The 22,075-nt window shown below is 63.0% G+C and carries 18 protein-coding genes; 15 read left to right on the plus strand and 3 right to left on the minus strand.

Annotated features, from left to right (window positions below; genetic code table 11):
• Window positions 1-313 precede the first annotated feature (313 nt).
• The 4 genes from ACS3WA_RS12060 (at window position 314) to ACS3WA_RS12075 (ending at window position 6,921) form a co-directional block, all read left to right on the plus strand.
• Window positions 314-1,711 (plus strand): TolC family outer membrane protein, encoded by a 1,398-nt coding sequence (locus tag ACS3WA_RS12060; RefSeq protein ID WP_438278751.1) that lies wholly within the window; start codon window positions 314-316, stop codon window positions 1,709-1,711.
• A gap of 282 nt (window positions 1,712-1,993) precedes the next feature.
• Window positions 1,994-2,710, plus strand: a complete 717-nt coding sequence (locus ACS3WA_RS12065; RefSeq protein ID WP_438278752.1) for a PopZ family protein — start codon at window positions 1,994-1,996, stop codon at window positions 2,708-2,710.
• A 183-nt stretch (window positions 2,711-2,893) separates the two neighbouring features.
• On the plus strand, window positions 2,894-5,758 hold the full coding sequence (locus ACS3WA_RS12070; RefSeq protein WP_438278753.1) for a valine--tRNA ligase: 2,865 nt from the start codon (window positions 2,894-2,896) through the stop codon (window positions 5,756-5,758).
• Window positions 5,755-6,921, plus strand: coding sequence for an MFS transporter (locus ACS3WA_RS12075; protein WP_438278754.1), 1,167 nt, complete (start codon window positions 5,755-5,757; stop codon window positions 6,919-6,921). Before ACS3WA_RS12070 ends, ACS3WA_RS12075 begins: the two co-directional genes overlap by 4 nt.
• On the opposite strand, the gene ACS3WA_RS12080 is transcribed toward ACS3WA_RS12075, so the two are convergent.
• The gene (locus ACS3WA_RS12080) at window positions 6,902-7,528 is read right to left on the minus strand and encodes a DNA-3-methyladenine glycosylase (RefSeq protein WP_438278755.1); all 627 of its coding nucleotides are present in this window, start codon (window positions 7,526-7,528) and stop codon (window positions 6,902-6,904) included. The genes ACS3WA_RS12075 and ACS3WA_RS12080 overlap by 20 nt on opposite strands.
• A 119-nt stretch (window positions 7,529-7,647) precedes the next feature.
• Here ACS3WA_RS12080 and lipA point away from each other — a divergent pair, with 119 nt between their 5' ends.
• The 3 genes from lipA to ACS3WA_RS12095 are packed head-to-tail and all read left to right on the plus strand — an operon-like array spanning window position 7,648 to window position 9,613.
• Complete coding sequence (gene lipA / locus ACS3WA_RS12085; protein WP_438278756.1) at window positions 7,648-8,607, plus strand: lipoyl synthase; 960 nt, start codon at window positions 7,648-7,650, stop codon at window positions 8,605-8,607.
• Between the two features lie 11 nt (window positions 8,608-8,618).
• Window positions 8,619-9,146 carry a DNA topology modulation protein gene (locus tag ACS3WA_RS12090; RefSeq protein ID WP_438278757.1) on the plus strand — a complete coding sequence of 176 codons (528 nt, stop codon included), beginning with the start codon at window positions 8,619-8,621 and terminating at the stop codon, window positions 9,144-9,146.
• Window positions 9,146-9,613 (plus strand): type II toxin-antitoxin system RatA family toxin, encoded by a 468-nt coding sequence (locus ACS3WA_RS12095; protein WP_438278758.1) that lies wholly within the window; start codon window positions 9,146-9,148, stop codon window positions 9,611-9,613. The genes ACS3WA_RS12090 and ACS3WA_RS12095 overlap by 1 nt, the downstream gene beginning before the upstream one ends.
• 12 nt (window positions 9,614-9,625) lie before the next feature.
• Here ACS3WA_RS12095 and ACS3WA_RS12100 read toward each other — a convergent pair whose 3' ends face one another.
• Together ACS3WA_RS12100 and ACS3WA_RS12105 are read right to left on the minus strand one after the other, a co-directional pair.
• On the minus strand, window positions 9,626-10,252 hold the full coding sequence (locus tag ACS3WA_RS12100) for a CinA family protein (protein ID WP_438278759.1): 627 nt from the start codon (window positions 10,250-10,252) through the stop codon (window positions 9,626-9,628).
• A gap of 1 nt (window position 10,253) precedes the next feature.
• Complete coding sequence (locus ACS3WA_RS12105) at window positions 10,254-11,450, minus strand: bifunctional 2-C-methyl-D-erythritol 4-phosphate cytidylyltransferase/2-C-methyl-D-erythritol 2,4-cyclodiphosphate synthase (RefSeq protein WP_438278760.1); 1,197 nt, start codon at window positions 11,448-11,450, stop codon at window positions 10,254-10,256.
• A gap of 226 nt (window positions 11,451-11,676) precedes the next feature.
• On the opposite strand from ACS3WA_RS12105, the gene dusB reads away from it, so the two are divergent.
• From dusB to hflX, 8 genes are all read left to right on the plus strand, one after another.
• Complete coding sequence (gene dusB / locus ACS3WA_RS12110; protein WP_438278761.1) at window positions 11,677-12,732, plus strand: tRNA dihydrouridine synthase DusB; 1,056 nt, start codon at window positions 11,677-11,679, stop codon at window positions 12,730-12,732.
• Complete coding sequence (locus tag ACS3WA_RS12115) at window positions 12,729-13,901, plus strand: two-component system sensor histidine kinase NtrB (RefSeq protein WP_438278762.1); 1,173 nt, start codon at window positions 12,729-12,731, stop codon at window positions 13,899-13,901. The genes dusB and ACS3WA_RS12115 overlap by 4 nt, the downstream gene beginning before the upstream one ends.
• Window positions 13,902-13,910: 9 nt before the next feature.
• On the plus strand, window positions 13,911-15,353 hold the full coding sequence (gene ntrC / locus ACS3WA_RS12120) for a nitrogen regulation protein NR(I) (RefSeq protein WP_438278763.1): 1,443 nt from the start codon (window positions 13,911-13,913) through the stop codon (window positions 15,351-15,353).
• Between the two features lie 197 nt (window positions 15,354-15,550).
• Window positions 15,551-17,851 carry an ATP-binding protein gene (locus ACS3WA_RS12125; protein ID WP_438278764.1) on the plus strand — a complete coding sequence of 767 codons (2,301 nt, stop codon included), beginning with the start codon at window positions 15,551-15,553 and terminating at the stop codon, window positions 17,849-17,851.
• Window positions 17,852-17,868: 17 nt separating this feature from the next.
• Window positions 17,869-19,239 (plus strand): nitrogen assimilation response regulator NtrX, encoded by a 1,371-nt coding sequence (gene ntrX, locus ACS3WA_RS12130; protein WP_438278765.1) that lies wholly within the window; start codon window positions 17,869-17,871, stop codon window positions 19,237-19,239.
• The gene (locus tag ACS3WA_RS12135) at window positions 19,240-20,097 is read left to right on the plus strand and encodes a D-amino-acid transaminase (protein WP_438278766.1); all 858 of its coding nucleotides are present in this window, start codon (window positions 19,240-19,242) and stop codon (window positions 20,095-20,097) included. It begins immediately after the preceding gene.
• 183 nt (window positions 20,098-20,280) lie between these two features.
• Complete coding sequence (gene hfq, locus ACS3WA_RS12140) at window positions 20,281-20,529, plus strand: RNA chaperone Hfq (RefSeq protein WP_009797508.1); 249 nt, start codon at window positions 20,281-20,283, stop codon at window positions 20,527-20,529.
• A gap of 20 nt (window positions 20,530-20,549) precedes the next feature.
• Window positions 20,550-21,926: a GTPase HflX gene (gene hflX, locus ACS3WA_RS12145; RefSeq protein WP_438278767.1), complete on the plus strand. Its 1,377-nt coding sequence runs from the start codon at window positions 20,550-20,552 to the stop codon at window positions 21,924-21,926.
• The last annotated feature ends 149 nt before the right edge of the window (window positions 21,927-22,075 follow it).

A 22,075-nucleotide genomic window follows, 5' to 3' on the forward strand; every position in this document is an offset into this window, starting at 1 on the left:
CGCAAACAAGATTGAAATCAGGGTGTTACCTGCGTTGCCTTGATTTCGGAGGAGTGAGGAAGCCTTTAATTTTCGCGTCACAAAAAACCAGGAATCGCGAAGAGCGGTTGGTTTAATTCGGCCACAGTTCCGGTCCAGTGCATCAGGTGTGGCCGCGATGCCCCAGCCAGAGAGTTTCGATCGAGATCGCCCGCAAGGGGTTCCGTCTTGCTCTGGCGGCGAATATGCTTGTGCGGGGACAAATTGACTTGAGGGGGTCCGGCGCTAAGGCAAAGGCGGCCTTGACGCTCGGAAAAGAAATGGAACTCGGCGGATGTGTGGTGTGAGACTGCTGACCGGGGCTGCCGCACTGGTTGTTATGACGGCGTTGTCGGGGGTGACGACACCGGTCCTCGCCGACACGATCGAGGCGGCGCTGGTGCGCGCCTACCAGACCAATCCCCAGCTCAACGCACAGCGCGCCTCGGTGCGCGCGACCGACGAAAATGTGCCGCAGGCTCTGTCCGGCTACCGGCCGAAGGTCGCCATAACGGCGAGCGGCGGTTATCAGTATACCGATGCCACGCAAGGCGTGCCGGGAGGCCCGGGGCAGTCGCTTCACGGCGCACAGGCGCCTGCGGCTGTCGGCGCCACGGTGTCGCAGACCTTGTTCGACGGCTTCCAGACTTCCAACAAGACCCGGGCGGCAGAAGGACAGGTTTCGGCGTCGCGCGAAGGCTTGAGGGTTCTCGAACAAACCGTCCTGCTCGCTGCGGCAACCATCTACATGGACTATTTGCGCGACTCCGCCATCGTGGAAGTCCAGCGCAGCAACGTCCGCGTACTCGAGGAGACGCTTAAGCAGACGCGTGATCGTTTCAATGTCGGCGAGGTCACCCGCACCGACGTTGCGCAGTCTCAGGCTCAGCTTGCCGCCGGTCACACCCAGCTTATGACGGCCCAATCCACTCTCACGACGACGCGTTCGAATTTTCGCCGCATCGTCGGCAACGAGCCGGGACAGTTGGCGCCGGGATCGCCAGTCGATCGTTTTCTGCCGGCGTCGCTCGCAGGCGCGGTGGATCTCGGCCTGACCCAAAATCCCAACGTCACCGCCGCGATGTACGGCATCGACGTCAGCCACCTGCAGGTCAAGGTGGCCGAGGGCGCGCTGTTCCCGACCGTAAGTCTCCAGGCCAACGTGCAGCAGGGCTACGCACAGCAACTCACGGTACAGAAGCAGTTCTTTGCATCCGCGATTGCGCAGGTATCGGTGCCGATCTATCAGGGCGGAGCGGAGTATTCGCTGATCCGCCAGTCGAAGGAAACGCTGGCGCAACAACGGCTCACGCTCGAACAGGTCCGCGACCAGACGCGCGCCAGCGTGGTGCAGGCATGGGGCCAGCTCGAGGCGGGCAAGTCGCAGGTGGTATCGGCGCAGGCGCAGGTCACAGCGTCCGAAGTCGCGCTCAACGGCATTCGCGAAGAGGCCAAGGCCGGACAGCGGACCACGTTCGATGTGTTGAATGCGCAACAGACGCTCGTCAATGCGCGGGTGGCGCTGGTGACGGCTCAACATGATCGCGTCGTCGCGTCCTACGCCGTGTTGAATGCCGTCGGGCGGCTGTCGCCGCAGGTGCTGAAGCTGAACACCACCGTTTACGACCCGAGTGTCCATTATCACCAGGTTCGTGACAGTTGGGCCGGCGTGCGTACGCCGGACGGCCAGTGATCATGCGCTGACGGGGGCGTGTCCACAGCCCTTTGCTTGCAATCAATTGTTGCCGTGCCATACCTTTGCATGAGGCCGCGAAACGATTCGTGCGTTATGGATGCTGACAGGCTTGCTGCGGAAGTTTGGGGCGGGGAATTGATATCGGCATCGATTCGCAGCGCCTGATCCGGGGACAAATCGGGTTTGCGATCGAAATCCGAGCCCGCATCCAGGACCGGGAATTCCTCTATCGCTTGATGCCAGGACGCTGGCGCGGGCCGCGAAGATTTGGAGTTGGACATGACGCAGCCTGCAAAGGTCCAAGAACCCTCCATGGAGGAGATTCTGGCGTCGATCCGCCGCATCATCGCGGATGACGAAAAGCCCGCGGCAGCCGCGAAGACAGCGGCCGCGGATGCGACCATCGCGAAACCCCAGCCGGTTCCTGCTTCCAAACCGGCCGCTCCTGCGAAGTCGGCTGCCATGACCGCAATTCCTCCAGTGACGATGACGATCGCGCCGAAGCCGACTGCCGACAACAGTCAGGACGACATCGATGCGCTGCTCGCGAATCTCGATGCGGCAACCACCGAGGAGGAGGTTCGTCCGGCTCAAGCCCAGGACCCGGTCGATGAGGGGGTATTTGAACTGACCGACGAGATGGCCGTCCCGTCCCCGGCGCAGGCCGCTTTTCAGAAGGTCGAACCGCAGGACGATCTGGAATTTGAGGAGGCGGCTCCGGCCGGCCGACCCGGTCCGGGCGCCGGCGAACGGCCAGCCGCCCGGAACGCCGCGCCGACAGCGCAAATATTATCGCATTCGACGGTTTCGGCGGTCGAGACAGCCTTCAATTCACTCGCCACCACGGTTTTAAGCAACAATGCCCGCACCCTTGAGGACCTCGTCAAGGAGATGCTGCGCCCGATGCTGAAGTCCTGGCTCGACGACAACCTGCCGGGACTGGTCGAGCGCATCGTCAAGACCGAAATCGAGCGGGTCTCGCGGGGCCGCCCGTAACCTGTTCCCGGAACCGCCCTTCGGCGGTGACCTGCCTGACCTTGAGGCCGGCATCCCCCCAACCCAGGCCGGTTTATTCGGCGGTCGTGTTGACTTGCCGCTCGCTGAAAGGCTTTTAGCGGTCAGACGCTCTTCATTTCTGCGAATTTGCCCGAGACGGCACCCCGGTGTGATTGCATTGCCATGATCGAAAAGACCTATCAGCCCGCCGATATTGAAACCCGCATGTCCCGTCTCTGGGAAGAGGCCGACGCGTTCAAGGCCGGGCGGGCGGATCGCCGCGACGCCGAGCCGTTTACGATCGTCATCCCGCCGCCAAACGTTACCGGCTCATTGCATATGGGTCACGCGCTCAACAATACGTTGCAGGACGTATTGTGCCGCTTCGAGCGGATGCGCGGCCGCGACGTGCTGTGGCAACCCGGCACCGATCACGCCGGCATTGCGACGCAGATGGTGGTGGAGCGGCAGTTGACGGAGCGGAAGGAGCCCGGCCGCCGCGAGATGGGCCGCGCCAGGTTTCTCGATCGGGTCTGGCAGTGGAAAGCGGAAAGCGGCGGCGTCATCGTCAACCAGTTGAAGCGGTTGGGGGCCTCTTGCGACTGGTCGCGTGAGCGCTTCACCATGGATGAGGGCCTGTCGCGCGCGGTCGCCAAGGTGTTCGTCGAACTGCATCGCTCCGGCCTGATCTACAAGGACAAGCGGCTGGTCAACTGGGACCCGAAGCTGCTCACCGCGATCTCCGACCTGGAGGTCAAGCAGATCGAGATCAAGGGCAGTCTGTGGTATCTGCGCTATCCGATCGAGGGCAAGAGCTTCAATCCGGATGACCGTTCGACCTATATCGTCGTCGCCACCACGCGGCCCGAGACCATGCTGGGTGATACCGCCGTCGCCGTTCATCCGGAGAACGAGAAGCTGGAGCACCTGATCGGCAGCAATGTCGTGTTGCCGCTGGTCGGTCGCATCATCCCGATCATCGGCGACGACTATGCCGATCCGGAAAAAGGCACCGGCGCGGTCAAGATTACTCCGGCGCATGACTTCAACGACTTCGAGGTCGGCAAGCGCCACCGCCTGCCGCAGATCGGCGTGCTCGATCGCGAAGGCCGGCTGGCGCTATCCGACAACGAGGATTATCTGCGCGGCCTGCCCGAAGGCGCGTTGATGCTGGCCGAGGAACTGCATGGCACCGACCGTTTCGCCGCGCGCAAGGCGATCGTCGCGCGCCTCGAAGATTTCGGCTTCCTCGAAAAGGTCGAGCCTTATGCGCACATGGTGCCGCACGGCGACCGTTCCGGCGCGGTCATCGAACCCTATCTGACGGATCAATGGTACGTCGACGCCAAGCAACTGGCGCAGCCGGCGATCGCGGCCGTGCGCCTGGGCGAAACCACGTTCGTGCCGAAGAACTGGGAGAAAACCTACTTCGATTGGATGGAGAACATCCAGCCGTGGTGCATCTCGCGCCAGCTCTGGTGGGGTCACCAGATTCCGGCCTGGTATGGTCCGGACGGCAAGGTGTTCGTCGCGGAAACGGAGGACGAAGCGGTCGGCCATGCGCTCGGTTACTATGTCAAAAAAGGCATCATCACCGCGGAGCAGGGCGCAGAAATGGCGAGCGACCCGGCAAAGCGCGATGGCTTCATAACGCGCGACGAGGATGTGCTCGACACCTGGTTCTCTTCGGCGCTGTGGCCGTTCTCGACGCTCGGCTGGCCCGACGCGACGCCGGAATTGAAACGCTACTATCCGACCAACGTGCTGGTCACCGGTTTCGACATCATCTTCTTCTGGGTCGCCCGAATGATGATGATGGGTTTCCACTTCATGAAGGAAGCGCCGTTCCCGAAGGTCTACATTCACGCGCTGGTCCGCGACGAGAGCGGCGCGAAGATGTCGAAGTCGAAAGGCAACGTGATCGATCCCCTGCATCTGATCGACAAATACGGCGCCGATGCGCTGCGCTTCACGCTCGCGGCGATGGCGGCGCAGGGCCGCGACATCAAGCTGTCGTCGCAGCGGGTCGAAGGCTATCGCAATTTCGCGACCAAGCTCTGGAACGCCTGCCGTTTCGCGGAAATGAACGAGTGCGCCGTTCCCGCTCGGTTCGATCCGACCGCCGCGAAGGAAACGCTCAACCGGTGGATCGTTCACGAGAGCGCGCGCGCCACGAGCGAAGTCACCGCGGCTATCGAAGCCTATCGCTTCAATGACGCCGCCGGCGAAATCTACCGCTTTGTCTGGAACGTCTACTGCGATTGGTATCTCGAACTCGCAAAGCCCGTTCTGATCGGCGAGGACGGACCCGCCAAGTCCGAGACCCGCGCCATGGTCGCGTGGGCGCGCGATGAAATTTTGAAGCTTTTGCATCCGTTCATGCCGTTCATCACCGAGGAGTTGTGGGCGGTGACATCGGCGCGCGCGCAACTGCTGACGCTGTCTCCGTGGCCGGTCAAGGCCGAACTCACCGACCAGCAGCAGGCGCTGCTCGAAGCGGTCGCATGCGATCCTTATTCCGCGCCGGAGCCGCTTGCCAATCCGTCGAAACCTTATTTTCGCGACGATGCGGCGGAGGCCGAGATCGGCTGGGTGGTCGATCTCGTCACCGCCATCCGCTCGGTTCGCGCCGAGATGAATATTCCGCCTGCGACGCTGACGCCGCTGGTGCTCGCAGGCGCATCCGTCGAGAGCAAGGCGCGAGCGCAGCGCTGGAGCGAAGTCGTCAAGCGAATGTCCCGGCTCGCGGACATCTCGTTTGCAGACCGTGCGCCGGCAGGCGCCGTGCAACTGCTGATCCGCGGTGAAGTCGCCGCGCTGCCGCTGAAGGGCGTCATCGATCTCGCCGCCGAGCGGTCACGTCTGGAGAAGGAGATCGCCAAGGCCGATGCCGATATCGTGCGGGTCGACTTGAAGCTCAGCAATGAGAGTTTCATCGCCAACGCGCCCGAAGACATTGTCGAGGATGAAAAGGAAAAGCGGGAAGCAGCAAGCGCGCGCAAGGCGAAGTTCGTCGATGCGCTGGAGCGTCTGAAGGCTGCTGAGTGAGCGCAACGCGGTCGTCGTCACTGCGCCCATTGAGCTTGCTCTGGCTTAGCGGCGTCGGGCTGCGGCTTACGATCCTCGCGGTGCCGCCGGTGCTGGCGGCCATCATTTCGGATCTTGCGCTGTCCGGAACCGAGGTCGGTATTCTCAACGCCATTCCGGTCAGCCTGTTCGCACTGATCGCGGTCCCCGGATCGCTGCTGATCGCTCGCGTCGGCGCGATCAAGGCGTTGGTGGTCGGCGTCCTGGTCGCCAGCGCAGGGTCGGCGCTGCGCGGTTTCGCTATCGATGCGATGACGCTGTTCGCCGCGACCGCGGTGATGGCGGCTGGCGTGGCCCTGATGCAACCGGCGCTGCCGCCGCTGGTGCGGCAATGGGTGCCTCACCGGATCGGTTTCGCCACCGCCGTCTACACCAACGGCTTGCTGTGCGGAGAAATCTTTCCCGTCGTATTCGCGGCAATCGTCGTCCCCTTGCTGGGAGGCGGATGGCGCGCGAGCCTCGAACTCTGGTCGTTTGCTTCGGCGGCGATCGCACTGGTCGTCTTCATCGCACGCCCGGGCGGAGAGGGCGTAGCGGCCCGGCACGGCCGCTGGATGCCGGACTGGCGCGATCCGCTGCTCTGGAAAGTCGGTCTCGTCGCCAGCGCGAACAACCAGCTTTATTTCTGCACGAACGCATTCCTGCCCGGCCTGCTGCTGCAAACCGGCCATACCGACCTGATCGGGCCGGCGCTGTCGGCGCTCAACCTCGGACAGTTGCCGGGATCGATCCTTCTCATGGTCGTCGCGGGTCGGCTGGAGCGACGGAAATGGCCGCTCGTTCTCACTGGCGTTCTCGGCCTGATCGGCGCTGCGGGCGTCGCCATCACCACGAACTTGTGGGGAATCGTAGGCGCGGCGGCGCTGGTCGGCTGCACCTGCGCCGTGGGCCTGACTCTTGTGCTGACGCTGCCGGCGCTGCTCGTTGCGCCGGAGGACGTGCCGCGCATGTCCGCGGGAATGTTCACCATCGGTTACGGCATCGCGATGCTGATCTCGATCGTCAGCGGGATGGTCTGGGATATCACAGGGAACGCCGCTTTCGCATTCGTGCCGATCGGTCTTGCCGTCGTGCCGATGGTCGTGTTCCCGCTGATGATCGATCTCAGGACGCAACGTTCCTGAACGGCTTGCTCAGGAATTTCGAACCCTTCAATCCGTATCGCCATGGCAGGTCGGCGGCCTTGGTGATGCCGATGCGCACGCCGGTGACGACTTCGACCGAATCGGTGCGCCGATAAACCGCGAACGGCGGCGCGTCGAGCGGCAGCGCATTGTGCGCGATCGAGACGCCGAGCGCCTGGCACAACTTGCCCGGCCCCGAACACAGCAGGCGCTCGTCGTGCAGCCCGCGCCGCCGCCGCATCGCCGGAATGCCATGGGTCGGTTGCAGGGCGCGGATCAGAACGGCGGCCGCGGAGTCGTTCTTTTCGCACACGAAGTTGACGCACCAGTGGATGCCGTAGGAGCGATAGACATAGGCGAAGCCGGGAGGACCGAACATCACCATGTTCCGCGGCGTCGGCCCCCGATGGGAATGCGCCGCCGGCTCGGTGTGATGGTAGGCCTCCACCTCGACGATGATGCCGCCGACCCCGTCCACCAGCAGCGTCGCGCCGATCAGTTCGGGCGCGACCTCATGCACGCTGCGCCCGAAAAACGAGCGATGGAGCGGCTTGCCGAGAGCAGGCGGGTCCGGGCTGTCGAATGTCAGGCTTGAAGTCATTTTCATGCGGCAATGGGGCGGGCGGTACGCAGTCGGATATGTTACATATTAGACCGATCTGGCGAAGCGGGTTGCAGTGCTCCGCCGGGCGGATTACCTAAAGTTTCCCGTACAACGGATCATTCATGGTCGTCGTCCTCGATACCGTCTCTGCCAACCCCGTCCGGCCGCGCCATCCCGAAAAGGTCAATCGGCCCGATGCGCCGTCGCCGCCGAAGCCGGACTGGATTCGCGTGCGCGCGCCGAACACGCGCGGCTATGCGGATACGCGCCGGATCATCAAGGAGAACGGCCTCGTCACCGTGTGCGAGGAGGCCGGCTGCCCGAACATCGGCGAGTGCTGGGACAAGAAGCACGCCACCTTCATGATCATGGGCGACACCTGCACGCGGGCCTGCGCTTTCTGCAACGTCAAGACCGGAATGCCCGGCGCGCTTGAATCGTCCGAACCCGAATATGTCGCCGAGGCGACACGCAAGCTGGGGCTGGCACACGTCGTCGTCACCTCTGTCGATCGCGACGACCTTGACGACGGCGGCGCGGAGCATTTTGCGCAGACCATTCGCGCGATCCGCGAGCGCTGCCCCGCGACGACGATCGAAATCCTGACGCCGGATTTTTTGCGCAAGAACGGCGCGCTTGAGAAAGTCGTGGCGGCGAAGCCCGACGTCTTCAACCACAACCTCGAAACCGTGCCGTCGCGTTACCTGACGGTGCGGCCCGGCGCGCGCTATTTCCATTCCATCCGCCTTTTGCAGCGAGTGAAGGAGATCGATCCGACGATCTTCACCAAGTCCGGAATCATGGTCGGGCTCGGCGAAGAGCGGCATGAGGTGCTGCAGGTCATGGACGACCTGCGATCCGCGGATGTCGATTTCCTGACTGTCGGGCAGTACCTGCAACCGACCCGCAAGCACCACGCCGTGATGCGCTATGTGACGCCGGAGGAGTTTTCCGGCTACGAGACCGTCGCATACACCAAGGGATTTCTGATGGTGTCGGCGAGCCCGCTGACGCGCTCGTCGCATCATGCCGGCGAGGATTTTGCCAAGCTGCAGGCCGCGCGCGCCGCGCTGGTGCGCTAGTCGCGCGTTTTATGCATCGCATTCTCGTCATGGGATCGTCAGGGGCCGGCAAATCCACATTCGCGCGCAAACTCGCGGCGATCACGGGTATCCCCACGATCTCTCTGGACGCCCTTTACTGGAAGCCCGGATGGATGCCATCCGAGGATGCCGAATTCGATGCGCGCGTGGCCGCTGCGGCGAATGCGCCGCGCTGGATCATGGACGGCAACTATCTCTCGCATGCTGGAAGGTTACGGCGCGATCTCGCCGACACGGCGATCTGGCTCGATCTGCCGCGCAGGACCTGTATGATCGGCGTCATGATCAGAATTATCACCAGCTATGGGCGGGTGCGGCCGGAGATGGCGCTGGATTGCCCGGAAAGGTTCGATGCCGACTTTTTCCATTATGTCTGGACCTTTCGTCGGATACAGCGGCCGCGACTGGTGGATTTTCTTGAAGGCTTGCGCTCCGATCAGACCCTGATGCGCTTCACGCGCCGGTCTGATGCGGATCGTTATCTGCATGATCTTTCCGCATCAGGGAGCGTTCACTGATGCCGACGTTCTCCAGCAAGCGCCGCGTGCGATACACTTCGGAACAGATGTTCGATCTTGTCGCGGATGTCGAGCGCTATCCGGAATTCGTGCCGTTGTGCCAGTCACTGAAGGTACGGCAGCGCACGCCCGCGACCGACGGCAAGGAAGTCGTGGTGGCCGATATGACGGTGTCATTCAAGCTGGTACGCGAGAGCTTCACGAGCAAGGTGACGCTCGATCGGCCGAACCTCAAAATTCTCGTCGAGTATCTCCAGGGGCCGTTCAGCCACATGGAAAACCGCTGGACGTTTGAACCGAAAGCAGACCAAGGCTGCGACGTCGGGTTTTTCATCAGCTATGACTTCAAGAGCCGGATGCTGGCGATGCTGATGGGAGCGATGTTCGATGCTGCATTCCAGCGTTTCGCGTCGGCATTCGAAAAGCGCGCGGATGCCGTTTACGGAACGCCGCGCACCGCGGGATAACGCGACGTCCGTTCAGCTTCTCTTCGGAGGCGGTTTTCGCGGCCCGGTGGAGCGCCGCCTCTCGCCGGTCCGGCGCAACGGTATGCGCGCCTTGCGCGGATGCAGGCGGCTGGCGCTTTCGCGCCGGACTTTTGTGGAGGGCTTCGGACCACGCGCTAGTTCCATCAGCATCCGCAGGGCTTCAACGACCGAACGCTGCCGCACCGAGCTGCGGCCGATCGCGCCGAAGCGGCATTCGCGATGAGTCAGGCGACCATCCCGCGCTGCCGCCGCAAGATGAACGAGGCCCACGGGCTTGCCCGGCGTTGCACCTCCTGGCCCTGCAATTCCCGTAATGGCGACGGCGAGATCGGTGCCGGCGCGTTCCAACGCACCGATCGCCATGGCGGTTGCGGTTTCCTTACTGACCGCGCCGAAACTGTCGAGGGTGCCGGCCTTGACGCCCAGCATCGCGCGCTTGGAGTCGTTTGAATAAGTGACGAAACCTCGGTCGATCACATCGGAGGAGCCGGGAATCTCGGTCAGCGCGCCGGCGACGAGCCCGCCGGTGCAGGATTCGGCTGTCGCAATGGTGAGCTTGCGCATCCGGCAAAGATCGAGCAGCGAACGCGAGAGCGCGCGAACGTCGCTGCCGCTCATGTCAGGCGCTCCCGCTCTTTTCGTTCCAGGGTAGCCGAATGGTCGCGCTGGCGGTCGCAGCGATTCCTTCCTCGCGTCCGGTAAAGCCGAGACGCTCGCTTGTGGTTGCCTTCACGGCCACGCGCGAGATCGCGACGCCGGTAATGTCCGCGATGCGTGCGCGCATCGTCTCGCGCAAGGGGCCGATCTTGGGTCGTTCGCAGATCATCGTGACTTCGAGATTGGCCACGCGGCCGCCGCGCGCCGCGACGCGTTCGATGGCATACTTCAGAAATTTGTCGGAGGCTGCGCCCTTCCATTGCGGATCGCTTGGAGGGAAATGCGAACCGATGTCGCCATCCGCGAGCGCGCCGAGAATGGCATCGACCAACGCGTGCAGGCCGACGTCGCCATCGGAATGGGCGAGGAAGCCGCGATTGTGCGGCACCTTCACGCCGCACAGCATGATGTGATCGCCGTCGCCGAAGGCATGGACGTCGTAGCCGGTACCTGTCCTGATGTCGCCGAGCGCGGCTGCGAGACGCGCTTCCTCGCGCACGAAATCTTCCGGAGTCGTCAGTTTCATGTTGGCAGCATCGCCTTCAAATGTCGCAACCGTCAATCCCACCCATTCCGCGAGCGCAGCGTCGTCGGTGAAATCGTCGCGGCCCTCGCGCGCGGCGCGGCGATGCGCGTCGAGGATCACATCGAAACGGAACGCCTGCGGCGTCTGCGCGATCCGCAACGTCGCGCGGTCCGGTGTCGCGTTGACGGCGCCCGACGCATCGACCTGCTTGATGGTATCGGTCACGGGAATGACGGGCACAGCCGCGCCGGTGATGTTGGCGGCGTCGATCGCACGCCTGATAAGTGCCTGCGTCGCGAACGGACGGGCGGCATCGTGTATCAGCACAATGTCCGGCGCATCAGTAGCTAGCGCCTCGAGGCCGGCATGGACGGAGGCCTGGCGCGTGGCGCCGCCGTTCGCCGGGGGCCGATAATGAAGCCCGGCGACGGCCTGATTGAACATCTCGGCGTCATCAGGGTTCAGCACCGGCTGGACTGCGAAGACGTCGGGGTGATCGCAAAACGCCTCCATGGCCCGCGAAATCACGGTCCGTCCGCCGACGGTGCGGTATTGCTTGGGACCGCCGGCGCCGGCGCGAAGTCCGCGGCCTGCTGCGACAATGATGGCGGCCGTTCGTAGGGAGGTCGGCATTGGAATCGACAGGCACGATCGGGGTTATGGGGACGGGAATCTGTTCGACGTGATTGCCCTTACCATGCTCGGAACAAAATCAGCAGATTCCTCAAAGGGTCGTCACCGAATATTTGTGTTGCATTGCACTTGCAAGATGGAAGAAATTGGCTAGAGTGTAGGCATTATCTGAATATGCCTAATAAATGAGCTTGCGATTGTAATGGCGACGGAGCGGTTTTGGACCATGAGTGCGAACCTCCGGGGTCCGGCGCTATCATCCTCGTCATGTCTCGGGCCGTTCACGATCGGGCATATCCCGATCGCCAGCCGCGTCCTTCTCGCGCCGATGTCGGGCATTACCGACCGGCCGTTCCGGCGCCTTGCGGAATCGCTGGGGGCGGGCCTCGTCGTCTCCGAGATGACCGCCAGCGACGATCTCGTGCGCGGGCGCCCCATGTCGGTGCTCCGCTGCGAAGGAACGGGCTGCGGACCGCACGTCGTTCAGCTCGCGGGCTGCGAGACGCACTGGATGGCGGAGGGCGCGCGGATCGCCGAGGCAGCGGGCGCCGATATCATCGACATCAACATGGGTTGTCCCGCCCGTCACGTGACAGGCGGCCAGTCGGGTTCAGCCTTGATGCGCGATCTCGACCACGCCTTGCGGCTGATCGAGGCGACGGTCGGCACGGTGAAGGTGCCGGTCACGCTCAAGATGCGGCTCGGATGGGACGATCGCTCGCTCAATGCGCCGGCGCTCGCGCAGCGCGCCGAATCCGCCGGCGTGCGGATGATCACCGTTCACGGCCGCACGCGTTGCCAGTTCTACAAGGGTCGCGCCGACTGGCAGGCCGTGCGGGCGGTGAAACAGGCGGTTCGCATTCCCGTCGTGGTCAACGGCGACATTACCTCGTTCGAGGCAGCCGTCGCGGCGCTGGAGGAATCGACCGCCGATGCCGTCATGGTGGGGCGGGGCGCGCAGGGCCAGCCCTGGATGCCGGGTCAGATCGGACGCCGGCTCGAAACGGGCGTCGCCGAACCGCCGCCGTCGCTCACGGATCAGTTGGCGTATATTCGCGCGCTTTATGACGATCTGCTTTTTCACTACGGCCTTCGCATCGGTCTTCGTCATGCGCGAAAACATCTCGGCTGGGCGCTCGGGATCGCGGCTGCCAGCGGAAATGTTTCCGCGTCCGTCCTCAAGACATGGCGCGGAAAAATTCTGACAGCCGACGATCCGGCTGGCGTGCAGCGCTCTCTTGTGGATGCATTCGAGGATTTTGCATGGAGTGCCGCAGCATGACATCGCTCGTGGAGAGCGCGCGCGCTGCGCCATCCGACGGCGAGGCTGTTCTCAACGCGCTTCCAAACCCGGTGCTGCTGGTCGCACCTGACGGTAGGATCGTCGACGCCAACGCGGCCGCGGAGTCGTTCTTCGAAATGTCGGCGCAGTTCCTGCAGCGGCAGCCGCTGAAGGAGGTGGTCCCGTTCGGCAGCCCGCTGCTGACTCTGATCGATCAGGTGCGGAACACCGGTTCGCCGGTGAACGAATTCCGGGTCGATCTCGGCACGCCGCGGATCGGCCGCGACCGCCAGGTCGACCTGCACGTCGCGCCGCTGACGGAACGGTCTGGCCACGTCGTGGTGATGATTCAGGAGCGCACCATGGCCGACAAGATGGATCGGCAGTTGACCCATCGCAGCGCGGCGCGCTCGGTGACGGCGCTCGCGGCCATGCTCGCGCACGAGATCAAGAATCCGCTATCCGGCATCCGAGGTGCGGCGCAGCTTCTCGAACAGGGAGCATCGTCGGAAGACCGGATACTGACCCGCCTGATCTGCGACGAAGCTGACCGCATCGTCACGCTGGTCGACAGCATGGAAGTGTTCGGTGACGAACGGCCGGTGACGCGCGGTCCGGTCAACATTCACTCCGTGCTCGATCACGTCAAACGGCTCGCGCAGTCCGGCTTTGCGCGGAGCGTCAAGTTTAGCGAGGATTACGATCCGTCGCTGCCGCCGGTTCTCGCCGATCGGGATCAACTGATTCAGGTCTTTCTGAATCTCGTCAAGAATGCCGCGGAAGCCGTTGCCGATCTGGGAGGCGAGGGAGAAATCCAGTTCACGACCGCATTCCGTCCCGGCCTCCGTCTGTCGGTGCCCGGCAACAAGTCACGCGTGTCGCTGCCCCTGGAATTTTGCGTCAAGGACAATGGTCCCGGCGTAGCAGAGGACCTGTTGCCCCACCTGTTCGATCCGTTCGTAACCACGAAGCCGGCCGGAAGCGGGCTTGGACTCGCGCTGGTCGCCAAGATCGTCCGCGATCACGGCGGCATTGTCGAGTGCGATTCCCAGCCTCGCAAAACCACCTTCCGCATCCTGCTTCCGATATTCGACATGAGTTCAAAACACCGGCAAGGCGCCGCCGCCGCCCCGGAGATGACGTCACACGCCTCACGCGATCCAGGATGAGGACGAAACATGCCCGCAGCCCACATACTGGTCGCAGACGATGACGCCGCCATCCGCACCGTGCTCAATCAGGCGCTGTCGCGCGCTGGATATGAAGTACGCCTCACAGGCAACGCAGCGACGCTATGGCGATGGGTCAGCCAGGGCGAGGGGGACATCGTCATCACCGACGTGGTGATGCCGGACGAGAACGCCTTCGACCTGCTGCCGCGGATCAAGAAGATGCGGCCAAACCTGCCGGTTATCGTGATGAGTGCGCAAAACACGTTCATGACTGCGATCCGTGCCTCCGAGCGCGGCGCGTATGAATATCTTCCGAAACCTTTCGACCTCAAGGAACTGGTTGCGATCGTCGGCCGCGCGCTCGCCGAGCCCAAGGAGCGCGCCGCCAGTCGCAGCGGCGAGAACGAGTTCGAATCCATTCCGCTGATCGGACGCTCACCCGCCATGCAGGACATCTATCGCGTGCTGGCGCGGCTGATGCAGACCGACCTGACGGTTATGATTTCCGGCGAGTCCGGCACCGGCAAGGAACTGGTCGCGCGCGCGCTTCACGAATACGGCAAGCGGCGCAACGGTCCGTTCGTCGCCGTCAACATGGCGGCGATCCCCCGTGACCTCATTGAATCGGAATTGTTCGGCCACGAGCGCGGCGCCTTCACGGGCGCCAATACCCGCGCTTCCGGTCGTTTCGAGCAGGCCGAGGGAGGAACTCTGTTCCTCGACGAAATCGGCGACATGCCGATGGAGGCGCAGACGCGTCTGCTGCGCGTGCTGCAGCAGGGAGAATACACCGCTGTCGGCGGACGCACCGCGATCAAAACCGATGTTCGCATCGTCGCCGCCAGCAACAAGGATCTTCGCGTCCTGATCCAGCAGGGGCTGTTTCGCGAGGATTTGTTCTTCCGCCTCAACGTGGTGCCGCTGCGCCTGCCGCCGTTGCGTGAACGCATCGACGACCTGCCGGATCTGATCCGGCACTTCTTCGCCCTGGCCGAAAAGGATGGCCTGCCGCCCAAGAAGCTCGATGCGCTTGCGCTGGAGCGCCTGAAGCGGCATCGCTGGCCCGGCAACGTCCGCGAACTGGAAAATCTGGCGCGCAGACTCGCGGCGCTCTATCCGCAGGACGTCATCACCGGCCAGGTGATCGACGGCGAACTTGCATCGCCCCCCGTTGTCTCGGGCAGCAGCGGGCGCCAGGGCGTCGACAGCCTCGGCGGAGCCGTCGAAATGTACTTGTCGTCCCATTTCTCGGGTTTTCCGAACGGCGTCCCGCCGCCGGGCCTGTATCATCGCGTCTTGCGGGAAATCGAAGTACCGCTTCTCACCGCAGCTCTGGCCGCGACCCGCGGCAATCAGATTCGGGCGGCCGACCTTTTGGGTTTGAACCGCAACACGCTGCGCAAGAAAATCCGCGATCTGGATATCCAGGTCTACCGGACCGGCGGATAGCAGCGCATCCGGCCGATTTTCGCTTATAGTTGAGGTCGAATCGGCGATTTATCCAAAGCTTATCCACACCGCGCGAAGAAATGCGCCGCGGAAATGTCTCAATTGCGCAACATTGTTGTATGATTGCATCAGGTTCGCTCTCGGGTATCGGCTCGGATTAGCCAGCGATCCTTCGAACGCTCAAACCTTTTCCCAGGATGACTAACGAAGACACGCGGGCCCCATCCCACGATCCGTCATTTGCCGAGCCGCGCGGCTGGACGCTGCGCCGGCTGCTGGCTGCGGTTGCGATCGGCCTGGCGTTGCTGTCTGCGTTCCTGACCTTCGTGGTTCTGGTCGGCCTCACGCCGATCGAGCCGACCCACCGGGTCGTCGTCACCTTCCTGCTGATCGACGCCGGCGTCATCCTTCTGCTCGTTGTCATCATCGCCGGCGAAGTCTGGCAGGTGGTTCAGGCGCGCCGGCGCGGTCGCGCCGCAGCGAAGCTTCATATCCAGATTGTCAGCCTGTTCTCGGTGATCGCCGTACTGCCGGCGGTCCTGGTCTCGGTCGTGGCCAACGTCACCATCGATCGCGGCCTCGATCGGCTGTTTTCCGGCCCGACCAAGGAGGTTATCCAGAACTCGCTGATCGTGGCCAATGCCTATCTGCACGAGCACGCCCAACTCATCCGCGGCGATATCATCGGCATGGCCAACGATATCTCCAACGCGCGGCCGCTGTACGATCAGGACCGCGCGACATTCATGCAGCTCCTGACCTCGAACGCGAAAGCCCGCAACCTGCCGGGCGCGATGCTCATTGACAAGGACGGCAATGCGCTGGTGTCCGCGCAAACCGGCATCGAGCGGACCTACACCACGCCCAATCCGGATTTCCTCAAGGGCGTCGGGGAGGACGAACCGCAGATCGCGGTATTTCCGGAGGCGAACTATGTCGCCGCCGTCATCAGGCTTCGTGCGTTCGACGATAAATTTCTTTATGTGGCGCGCCTGCTCGATCCTCATGTCGTCGCGCAGCTGAAGCAGACCGAGGCGAGCGTGGCCGAATATGCCACGATCGAGGCCCGACGCCTTGGCATCCAGGTGGCGTTCGCGCTGATGTTCGCGGTGATTGCGCTGACAATCCTGATGGCGTCGGTTCTGCTGGGGCTGAATTTCGCCGACCGGTTTGTCGCGCCCGTCCGCCGCTTGATGAACGCGGCCAATGTCGTGTCCACCGGCGACCTGAACGTACAGGTGCCCGTCCTCAAATCCGAAGGAGATCTCGCCCAACTTGGCGAAACCTTCAACAAGATGACGGCCGAGCTGCGCACCCAGCGCGACGAACTCGTCAGTGCGAGTGGCCTGATCGACAGCCGGCGGCGCTTCATCGAAGCCGTGCTGTCATCGGCAAGCGCCGGCATCATCGGTGTCGATGGCGCGAACACCATTGGCGTTCTCAACCGTTCGGCAGAGAAATTGATCGGCCACTCCGAATCGGAAACGCTGGGGCACCCGCTGTCCGAAGTGATTCCGGAACTGAACGATCTCATGCGGTCTGCGCGGGAGGGGACCCAGCGGCTGGTACAGGGACAGGTCACCATCAATCGGGACGGCAACGAGCGCAACATTTCGGTGCGCGTTAGTGCCGAGCAAACCAGTCAATCGCGCGATAGCTACATCATCACGCTGGACGATATCACCGAACTCGTGACCGCGCAGCGCACATCCGCGTGGGGAGACGTGGCTCGGAGGATCGCGCATGAAATCAAGAATCCGTTGACGCCGATCCAGCTTTCGGCCGAGCGCATTCGTCGCAAGTTCGGCAAGGTGATCACCGAAGACAAACCGATCTTCGAGCAATGCACCGATACGATCGTGCGTCAGGTCGAGGATATCAGACGGATGGTCGACGAGTTCTCGCGTTTTGCGCGGATGCCGAAACCGGTGATGGAGGGAGAAGATGTCGCCGATACAGTCCGGCAAACGGTTTTTCTCATGCGCGTCGGACATCCCGAAATCGAGATCGAAGCCGACATCAAGCATGACCCGATGCGCGCCCAGTTTGACCGGCGATTGATCTCGCAGGCTCTGACCAACATCATCAAGAATGCGACCGAAGCCATCGAGGCGGTGCCGCCGGAGACACTCGGCAAAGGCCGGATCGATGTCATCGCCGCGCACGATGGTGACAACATCGTCATCGACGTCATCGACAACGGCATCGGACTGCCGAAAGTTGCACGCGCGCGGCTACTGGAGCCCTACGTCACCACGCGCGAGAAGGGCACCGGCCTTGGCCTCGCGATCGTGGGGCGCGTGCTGGAAGATCACGGCGGGAAACTAGAACTCAACGACGCTTCCGCCATAAGACCGGGCGCGCGCGGAGCCTGGATGCGATTGCGGTTTGCCGTATCCGGGCGCGCGGATGGCGAATCCAATGAGGGCGACGGAGCGGCTGGCGACGATACGTCGGCTGGCGATGAAACGAAAGCACAGGTTGCAAGCGGCAACTGACTAGGCGGATCCAATCCATGGCACATGACATTCTGATAGTGGACGACGAGGCGGATATTCGCGACCTCGTTGCTGGCATCCTGGAAGACGAGGGTTTCACGACCCGAACCGCGCGCAACAGCGATGAGGCGCTTGCGGAGGTTTCAAGCCGCCGTCCGCATATGGTGTTCCTCGATATCTGGCTGCAAGGCAGCAAGCTCGACGGACTGCAACTGCTCGAGATGATCAAGCAGGACAGCCCCGACACGCCGGTAGTCATGATCTCCGGCCACGGCAACATTGAAACGGCCGTCGCAGCGATCAAGCGCGGCGCCTATGACTTCATCGAAAAGCCGTTCAAGTCCGATCGCCTGATTCTGGTGGCGACGCGTGCGCTCGAAACCTCGCGTCTCAAGCGCGAGGTCAGGGAGTTGAAGCAACTCGCACCGGCGGCCGGTACGCTTGTCGGCCGTTCCCCATGCATGAACCAGCTTCGGCAAACCATCGAGCGGGCAGCAAAAGCCAACAGCCGGATCATGATCGTCGGTCCGTCCGGATCCGGCAAGGAACTGGCTGCGCGAACGCTTCACAATCAGTCGAGCCGCTCGGAGGGGCCGTTCGTCGTCATCAACGCGGCGGCGATTACGCCGGAGCGAATGGAATTCGAACTGTTCGGTATCGAACAGACGGACGGCCAGCAGCCGCGCAAAACCGGAGCGCTGGAAGAAGCGCACGGCGGGACGCTGTTCATCGACGAGATCGGCGATATGCCGCGCGAGACCCAGAACAAGATCATGCGCGTTCTGGTCGATCAGACTTTCCAACGCTCCGGCGGAGTGAACAAGATCAAGGTCGACGTCCGCATCATTTCGTCGACGGCGCGAAATCTGGAGGAGGAAATCGCCGCAGGGCGTTTCCGGGAGGATCTTTATCATCGGCTGTCGGTCGTGCCGATCCGGGTTCCGCCGCTCTCCGAACGCCGGGAGGACATTCCCGAACTGATCGAATTTTTCATGGACCATATCTCCACGGCGAGCGGGCTGCCCAAGCGCAGGATCGGCGACGACGCGATGGCCGTACTGCAATCGCACGTCTGGCCGGGCAACGTCCGGCAACTCCGCAACAACGTCGAGCGCGTGATGATCCTGGCCGGCGGAGGACCGGAAGTGATTATCACCGCGGATATGCTGCCGCAGGATGTCGGCTCGATGGTTCCGGCGATGCCGACCGGCATCAATGGCGAGCACATCATGGGCCTGCCGCTGCGCGAGGCTCGCGAGGTGTTCGAGCGGGACTATCTGATCGCCCAGATCAGCCGCTTCTCCAACAACATTTCGCGGACGGCGGAATTCGTCGGCATGGAGCGCTCGGCGCTGCATCGCAAGCTCAAGGCGCTTGGCGTCAGCTAGATGTCGCGAATTGCTTACGTCAACGGCCGCTATCGCGATCTGCGCGACGCGTGTGTCAACGTCGAGGATCGCGGCTATCAGTTCGCGGACGGCGTTTATGAAGTCTGCGAAGTGCGCGGACGCAAGCTGGTGGACTTTCCCCGGCACATGGCGCGGCTGCAGCGATCGTTGCGCGAATTGCGGATCGCCGAACCGATGCCGCTTTCGGCACTCGGCATCGTCATGCGCGAGGTGGTACGGCGCAACCGCGTGACCTACGGACTGGTTTATCTGCAGGTGACCCGCGGCGTGGCGCGGCGCGATCATGCGTTTCCGCCAACTGGGGTGAAACCGAGCGTCGTCGTCACGGCGCGGGCGCTCAACTACGCGAAAAATCAGCAAACCGCCGCTAACGGCATCAAGGTCGTCACCGTGCCTGAAAATCGCTGGCCACGGGTGGACATCAAGTCGGTATCGCTGCTGCCCAATGTGCTGGCAAAGCAGGAAGCGCGCGAGAAGGGGGCTTACGAGGCCTGGTACGTCGGGAGCGACGGATTCATCACCGAGGGGACCTCGAGCAACGCCTGGATCGTGACGAAAGACGGCCGGGTCGTCACCCGCTCCGCCGAGAGCGGCATTCTTGCGGGCATCACCCGGGCCGTCCTCATGGACGTCATGGAGGCACTTCAAATCAGGCTGGAGGAGCGTCCGTTCACGCCGGCGGAAGCGCGCGAGGCCGCGGAGGCCTTCGTCACCTCGGCCTCTCAGATCGTCATGCCCGTCGTGGCGATCGATGGTCAGATCGTGGGAAATGGCCGCCCGGGCGGCATTGCCAGGCGGCTGCGGGAGGAATTTCACCGCTTTTCAGCAATTTCCTGATGGTTTTTGCCGATCCGGGCGAGCCCGCGGCCCGAACCGGCTTGCCTAACCTCATGCTCTGCCTTCTAATCAAAAGCGCCGGGTCCACGAGGAGGATCTCAGGGGGTCCCGGCGGCCAGGAGATGCTCCGGGGAGAGTTGTGTCCGGTCCAAAAAAGACAAAACGAACTGCGGGATAATAAAAATGGCGATAGACCGCGCACAAAACCTTCAGGACACCTTCCTCAACCACGTTCGAAAGACCAAGACGCCCTTGACGATCTTTCTGGTGAACGGCGTCAAGCTGCAGGGAATTGTCACCTGGTTCGACAATTTCTGCCTGCTGCTCAGGCGGGATGGTCATTCGCAGCTTGTTTACAAACACGCGATTTCGACCATCATGCCGGGGGCTCCGATCCAGCTATTCGAAGGCGGCGAGGACGCTCCGCTTTGAACAATATGAAAGTTTCCTGATTGGAACCCCGGCATCCCGAGGGGGGCATCGACCGTTCAGGGCCGATGCAGGGCAAAGCGACCGGGCGGGCGATTGTCATCGGCCCTTATCTGCGGATGCGGCGCGGCGATGCCGACATGCCGCAGGGACATGCCACGCGTGATACCGACGCCCGGCTGGATGAGGCCGCCGGCCTCGCACGCGCGATCGACCTCGATGTCGCCAAGGCAATCATCGCGCCGGTCAACCAGATCAGACCCGCGACATACCTCGGCAAAGGCAAGGTCGAGGAATTGGCCGGCGTGATTACCGCCGAAGGCGCCGATCTCGTGGTGATGGATTGCGCGCTGTCGCCGATCCAGCAGCGCAATCTGGAAAAGGCCTGGAGCACCAAGGTGCTCGACAGGACCGGCCTGATCCTTGAAATTTTCGGGCGTCGCGCCAAGACCAAAGAGGGCGCGCTCCAGGTCGAACTCGCCCACCTCAACTACCAGCGCAGCCGCCTGGTGCGTTCCTGGACCCACCTTGAACGGCAGCGTGGCGGCTTCGGCTTCATGGGCGGCCCCGGCGAAACCCAGATCGAGGCCGACCGCCGCCTGATCGGCGATCGCATTACGCGGCTGGAGAACGAACTGAAGAAGGTGCAGGCGACGCGACGGCTGCATCGCGCCGGGCGCAAGCGCGTGCCTTATCGCGTGGTTGCGCTGGTCGGCTATACCAATGCCGGGAAATCGACGCTGTTCAACCGGCTGACGCGCGCCGACGTACAGGCCGCCGACATGCTGTTCGCGACCCTTGACCCGACGCTCCGCGCGCTGACGCTGCCGCACGGCGGCAAGGCGATGCTGTCGGATACGGTCGGTTTCATATCCAATCTGCCGACCCAGCTTGTCGCGGCGTTTCGCGCGACGCTCGAAGAGGTGATGGAGGCGGATGTCATTCTTCATGTTCGCGACATTTCGCACGAGGATGCGGAAGCGCAGCAGCACGATGTCGAGGCCGTGCTGCGTCAACTCGGCATTGATCCGGAACACGGAGCCCGCATCCTCGAAGTCTGGAACAAGATCGATCGCTTCGACGCGGACCAGCGCGAAAATCTGCAAAACATCGTGGCGCGCCGCTCGACCGAAGTGCCGTGCTTCCTCGTTTCCGCCGCAACCGGCGAGGGGCTCGATAAGCTTCTGGCGGCGATCGAGGACCGGCTCGCCGCGACCCGAACCACGCTGGACCTGTCGGTCGATGCCTCCGACGGCGCGGCGATCAGTTGGCTGCACCGCAATTCCGAGGTGCTAGCCAAGGAACTGCGCGACGGCCGTTACGACATGACCGTCCGCGTCGACGAGACCAAACGCGACATTCTCGTCAACCGGTACGCCGCGATACCGCACCCGCTTTGATCAATTGCGCCGTCCTGCCCCGTCTTCGCAAGGCAGGGCCGCGCAGGACAGGCTTGACCGGCAAGGCGGTGGCATTATTCGATGCGACTTAGAGCGTTTTCAAGCGAAGTGGAATCCGGTTCGCGTGAAGAAAACGCGTCAAATCAAGA

This window comes from Nitrobacter sp. (assembly GCF_051535235.1).
Lineage (GTDB): Bacteria > Pseudomonadota > Alphaproteobacteria > Rhizobiales > Xanthobacteraceae > Nitrobacter.

Bases quoted from the DNA above. Each gene is read 5' to 3' on its own strand.
- ACS3WA_RS12060 (WP_438278751.1), top strand. From the start codon at position 314: ATGTGTGGTGTGAGACTGCTGACCGGGGCTGCCGCACTGGTTGTTATG.
- ACS3WA_RS12065 (WP_438278752.1), top strand. From the start codon at position 1,994: ATGACGCAGCCTGCAAAGGTCCAAGAACCCTCCATGGAGGAGATTCTG.
- ACS3WA_RS12070 (WP_438278753.1), top strand. From the start codon at position 2,894: ATGATCGAAAAGACCTATCAGCCCGCCGATATTGAAACCCGCATGTCC.
- ACS3WA_RS12080 (WP_438278755.1), bottom strand. From the start codon at position 7,528: ATGAAAATGACTTCAAGCCTGACATTCGACAGCCCGGACCCGCCTGCT.
- lipA (WP_438278756.1), top strand. From the start codon at position 7,648: ATGGTCGTCGTCCTCGATACCGTCTCTGCCAACCCCGTCCGGCCGCGC.
- ACS3WA_RS12090 (WP_438278757.1), top strand. From the start codon at position 8,619: ATGCATCGCATTCTCGTCATGGGATCGTCAGGGGCCGGCAAATCCACA.
- ACS3WA_RS12095 (WP_438278758.1), top strand. From the start codon at position 9,146: ATGCCGACGTTCTCCAGCAAGCGCCGCGTGCGATACACTTCGGAACAG.
- ACS3WA_RS12100 (WP_438278759.1), bottom strand. From the start codon at position 10,252: ATGAGCGGCAGCGACGTTCGCGCGCTCTCGCGTTCGCTGCTCGATCTT.
- ACS3WA_RS12105 (WP_438278760.1), bottom strand. From the start codon at position 11,450: ATGCCGACCTCCCTACGAACGGCCGCCATCATTGTCGCAGCAGGCCGC.
- dusB (WP_438278761.1), top strand. From the start codon at position 11,677: ATGAGTGCGAACCTCCGGGGTCCGGCGCTATCATCCTCGTCATGTCTC.
- ACS3WA_RS12115 (WP_438278762.1), top strand. From the start codon at position 12,729: ATGACATCGCTCGTGGAGAGCGCGCGCGCTGCGCCATCCGACGGCGAG.
- ntrC (WP_438278763.1), top strand. From the start codon at position 13,911: ATGCCCGCAGCCCACATACTGGTCGCAGACGATGACGCCGCCATCCGC.
- ACS3WA_RS12125 (WP_438278764.1), top strand. From the start codon at position 15,551: ATGACTAACGAAGACACGCGGGCCCCATCCCACGATCCGTCATTTGCC.
- ntrX (WP_438278765.1), top strand. From the start codon at position 17,869: ATGGCACATGACATTCTGATAGTGGACGACGAGGCGGATATTCGCGAC.
- ACS3WA_RS12135 (WP_438278766.1), top strand. From the start codon at position 19,240: ATGTCGCGAATTGCTTACGTCAACGGCCGCTATCGCGATCTGCGCGAC.
- hfq (WP_009797508.1), top strand. From the start codon at position 20,281: ATGGCGATAGACCGCGCACAAAACCTTCAGGACACCTTCCTCAACCAC.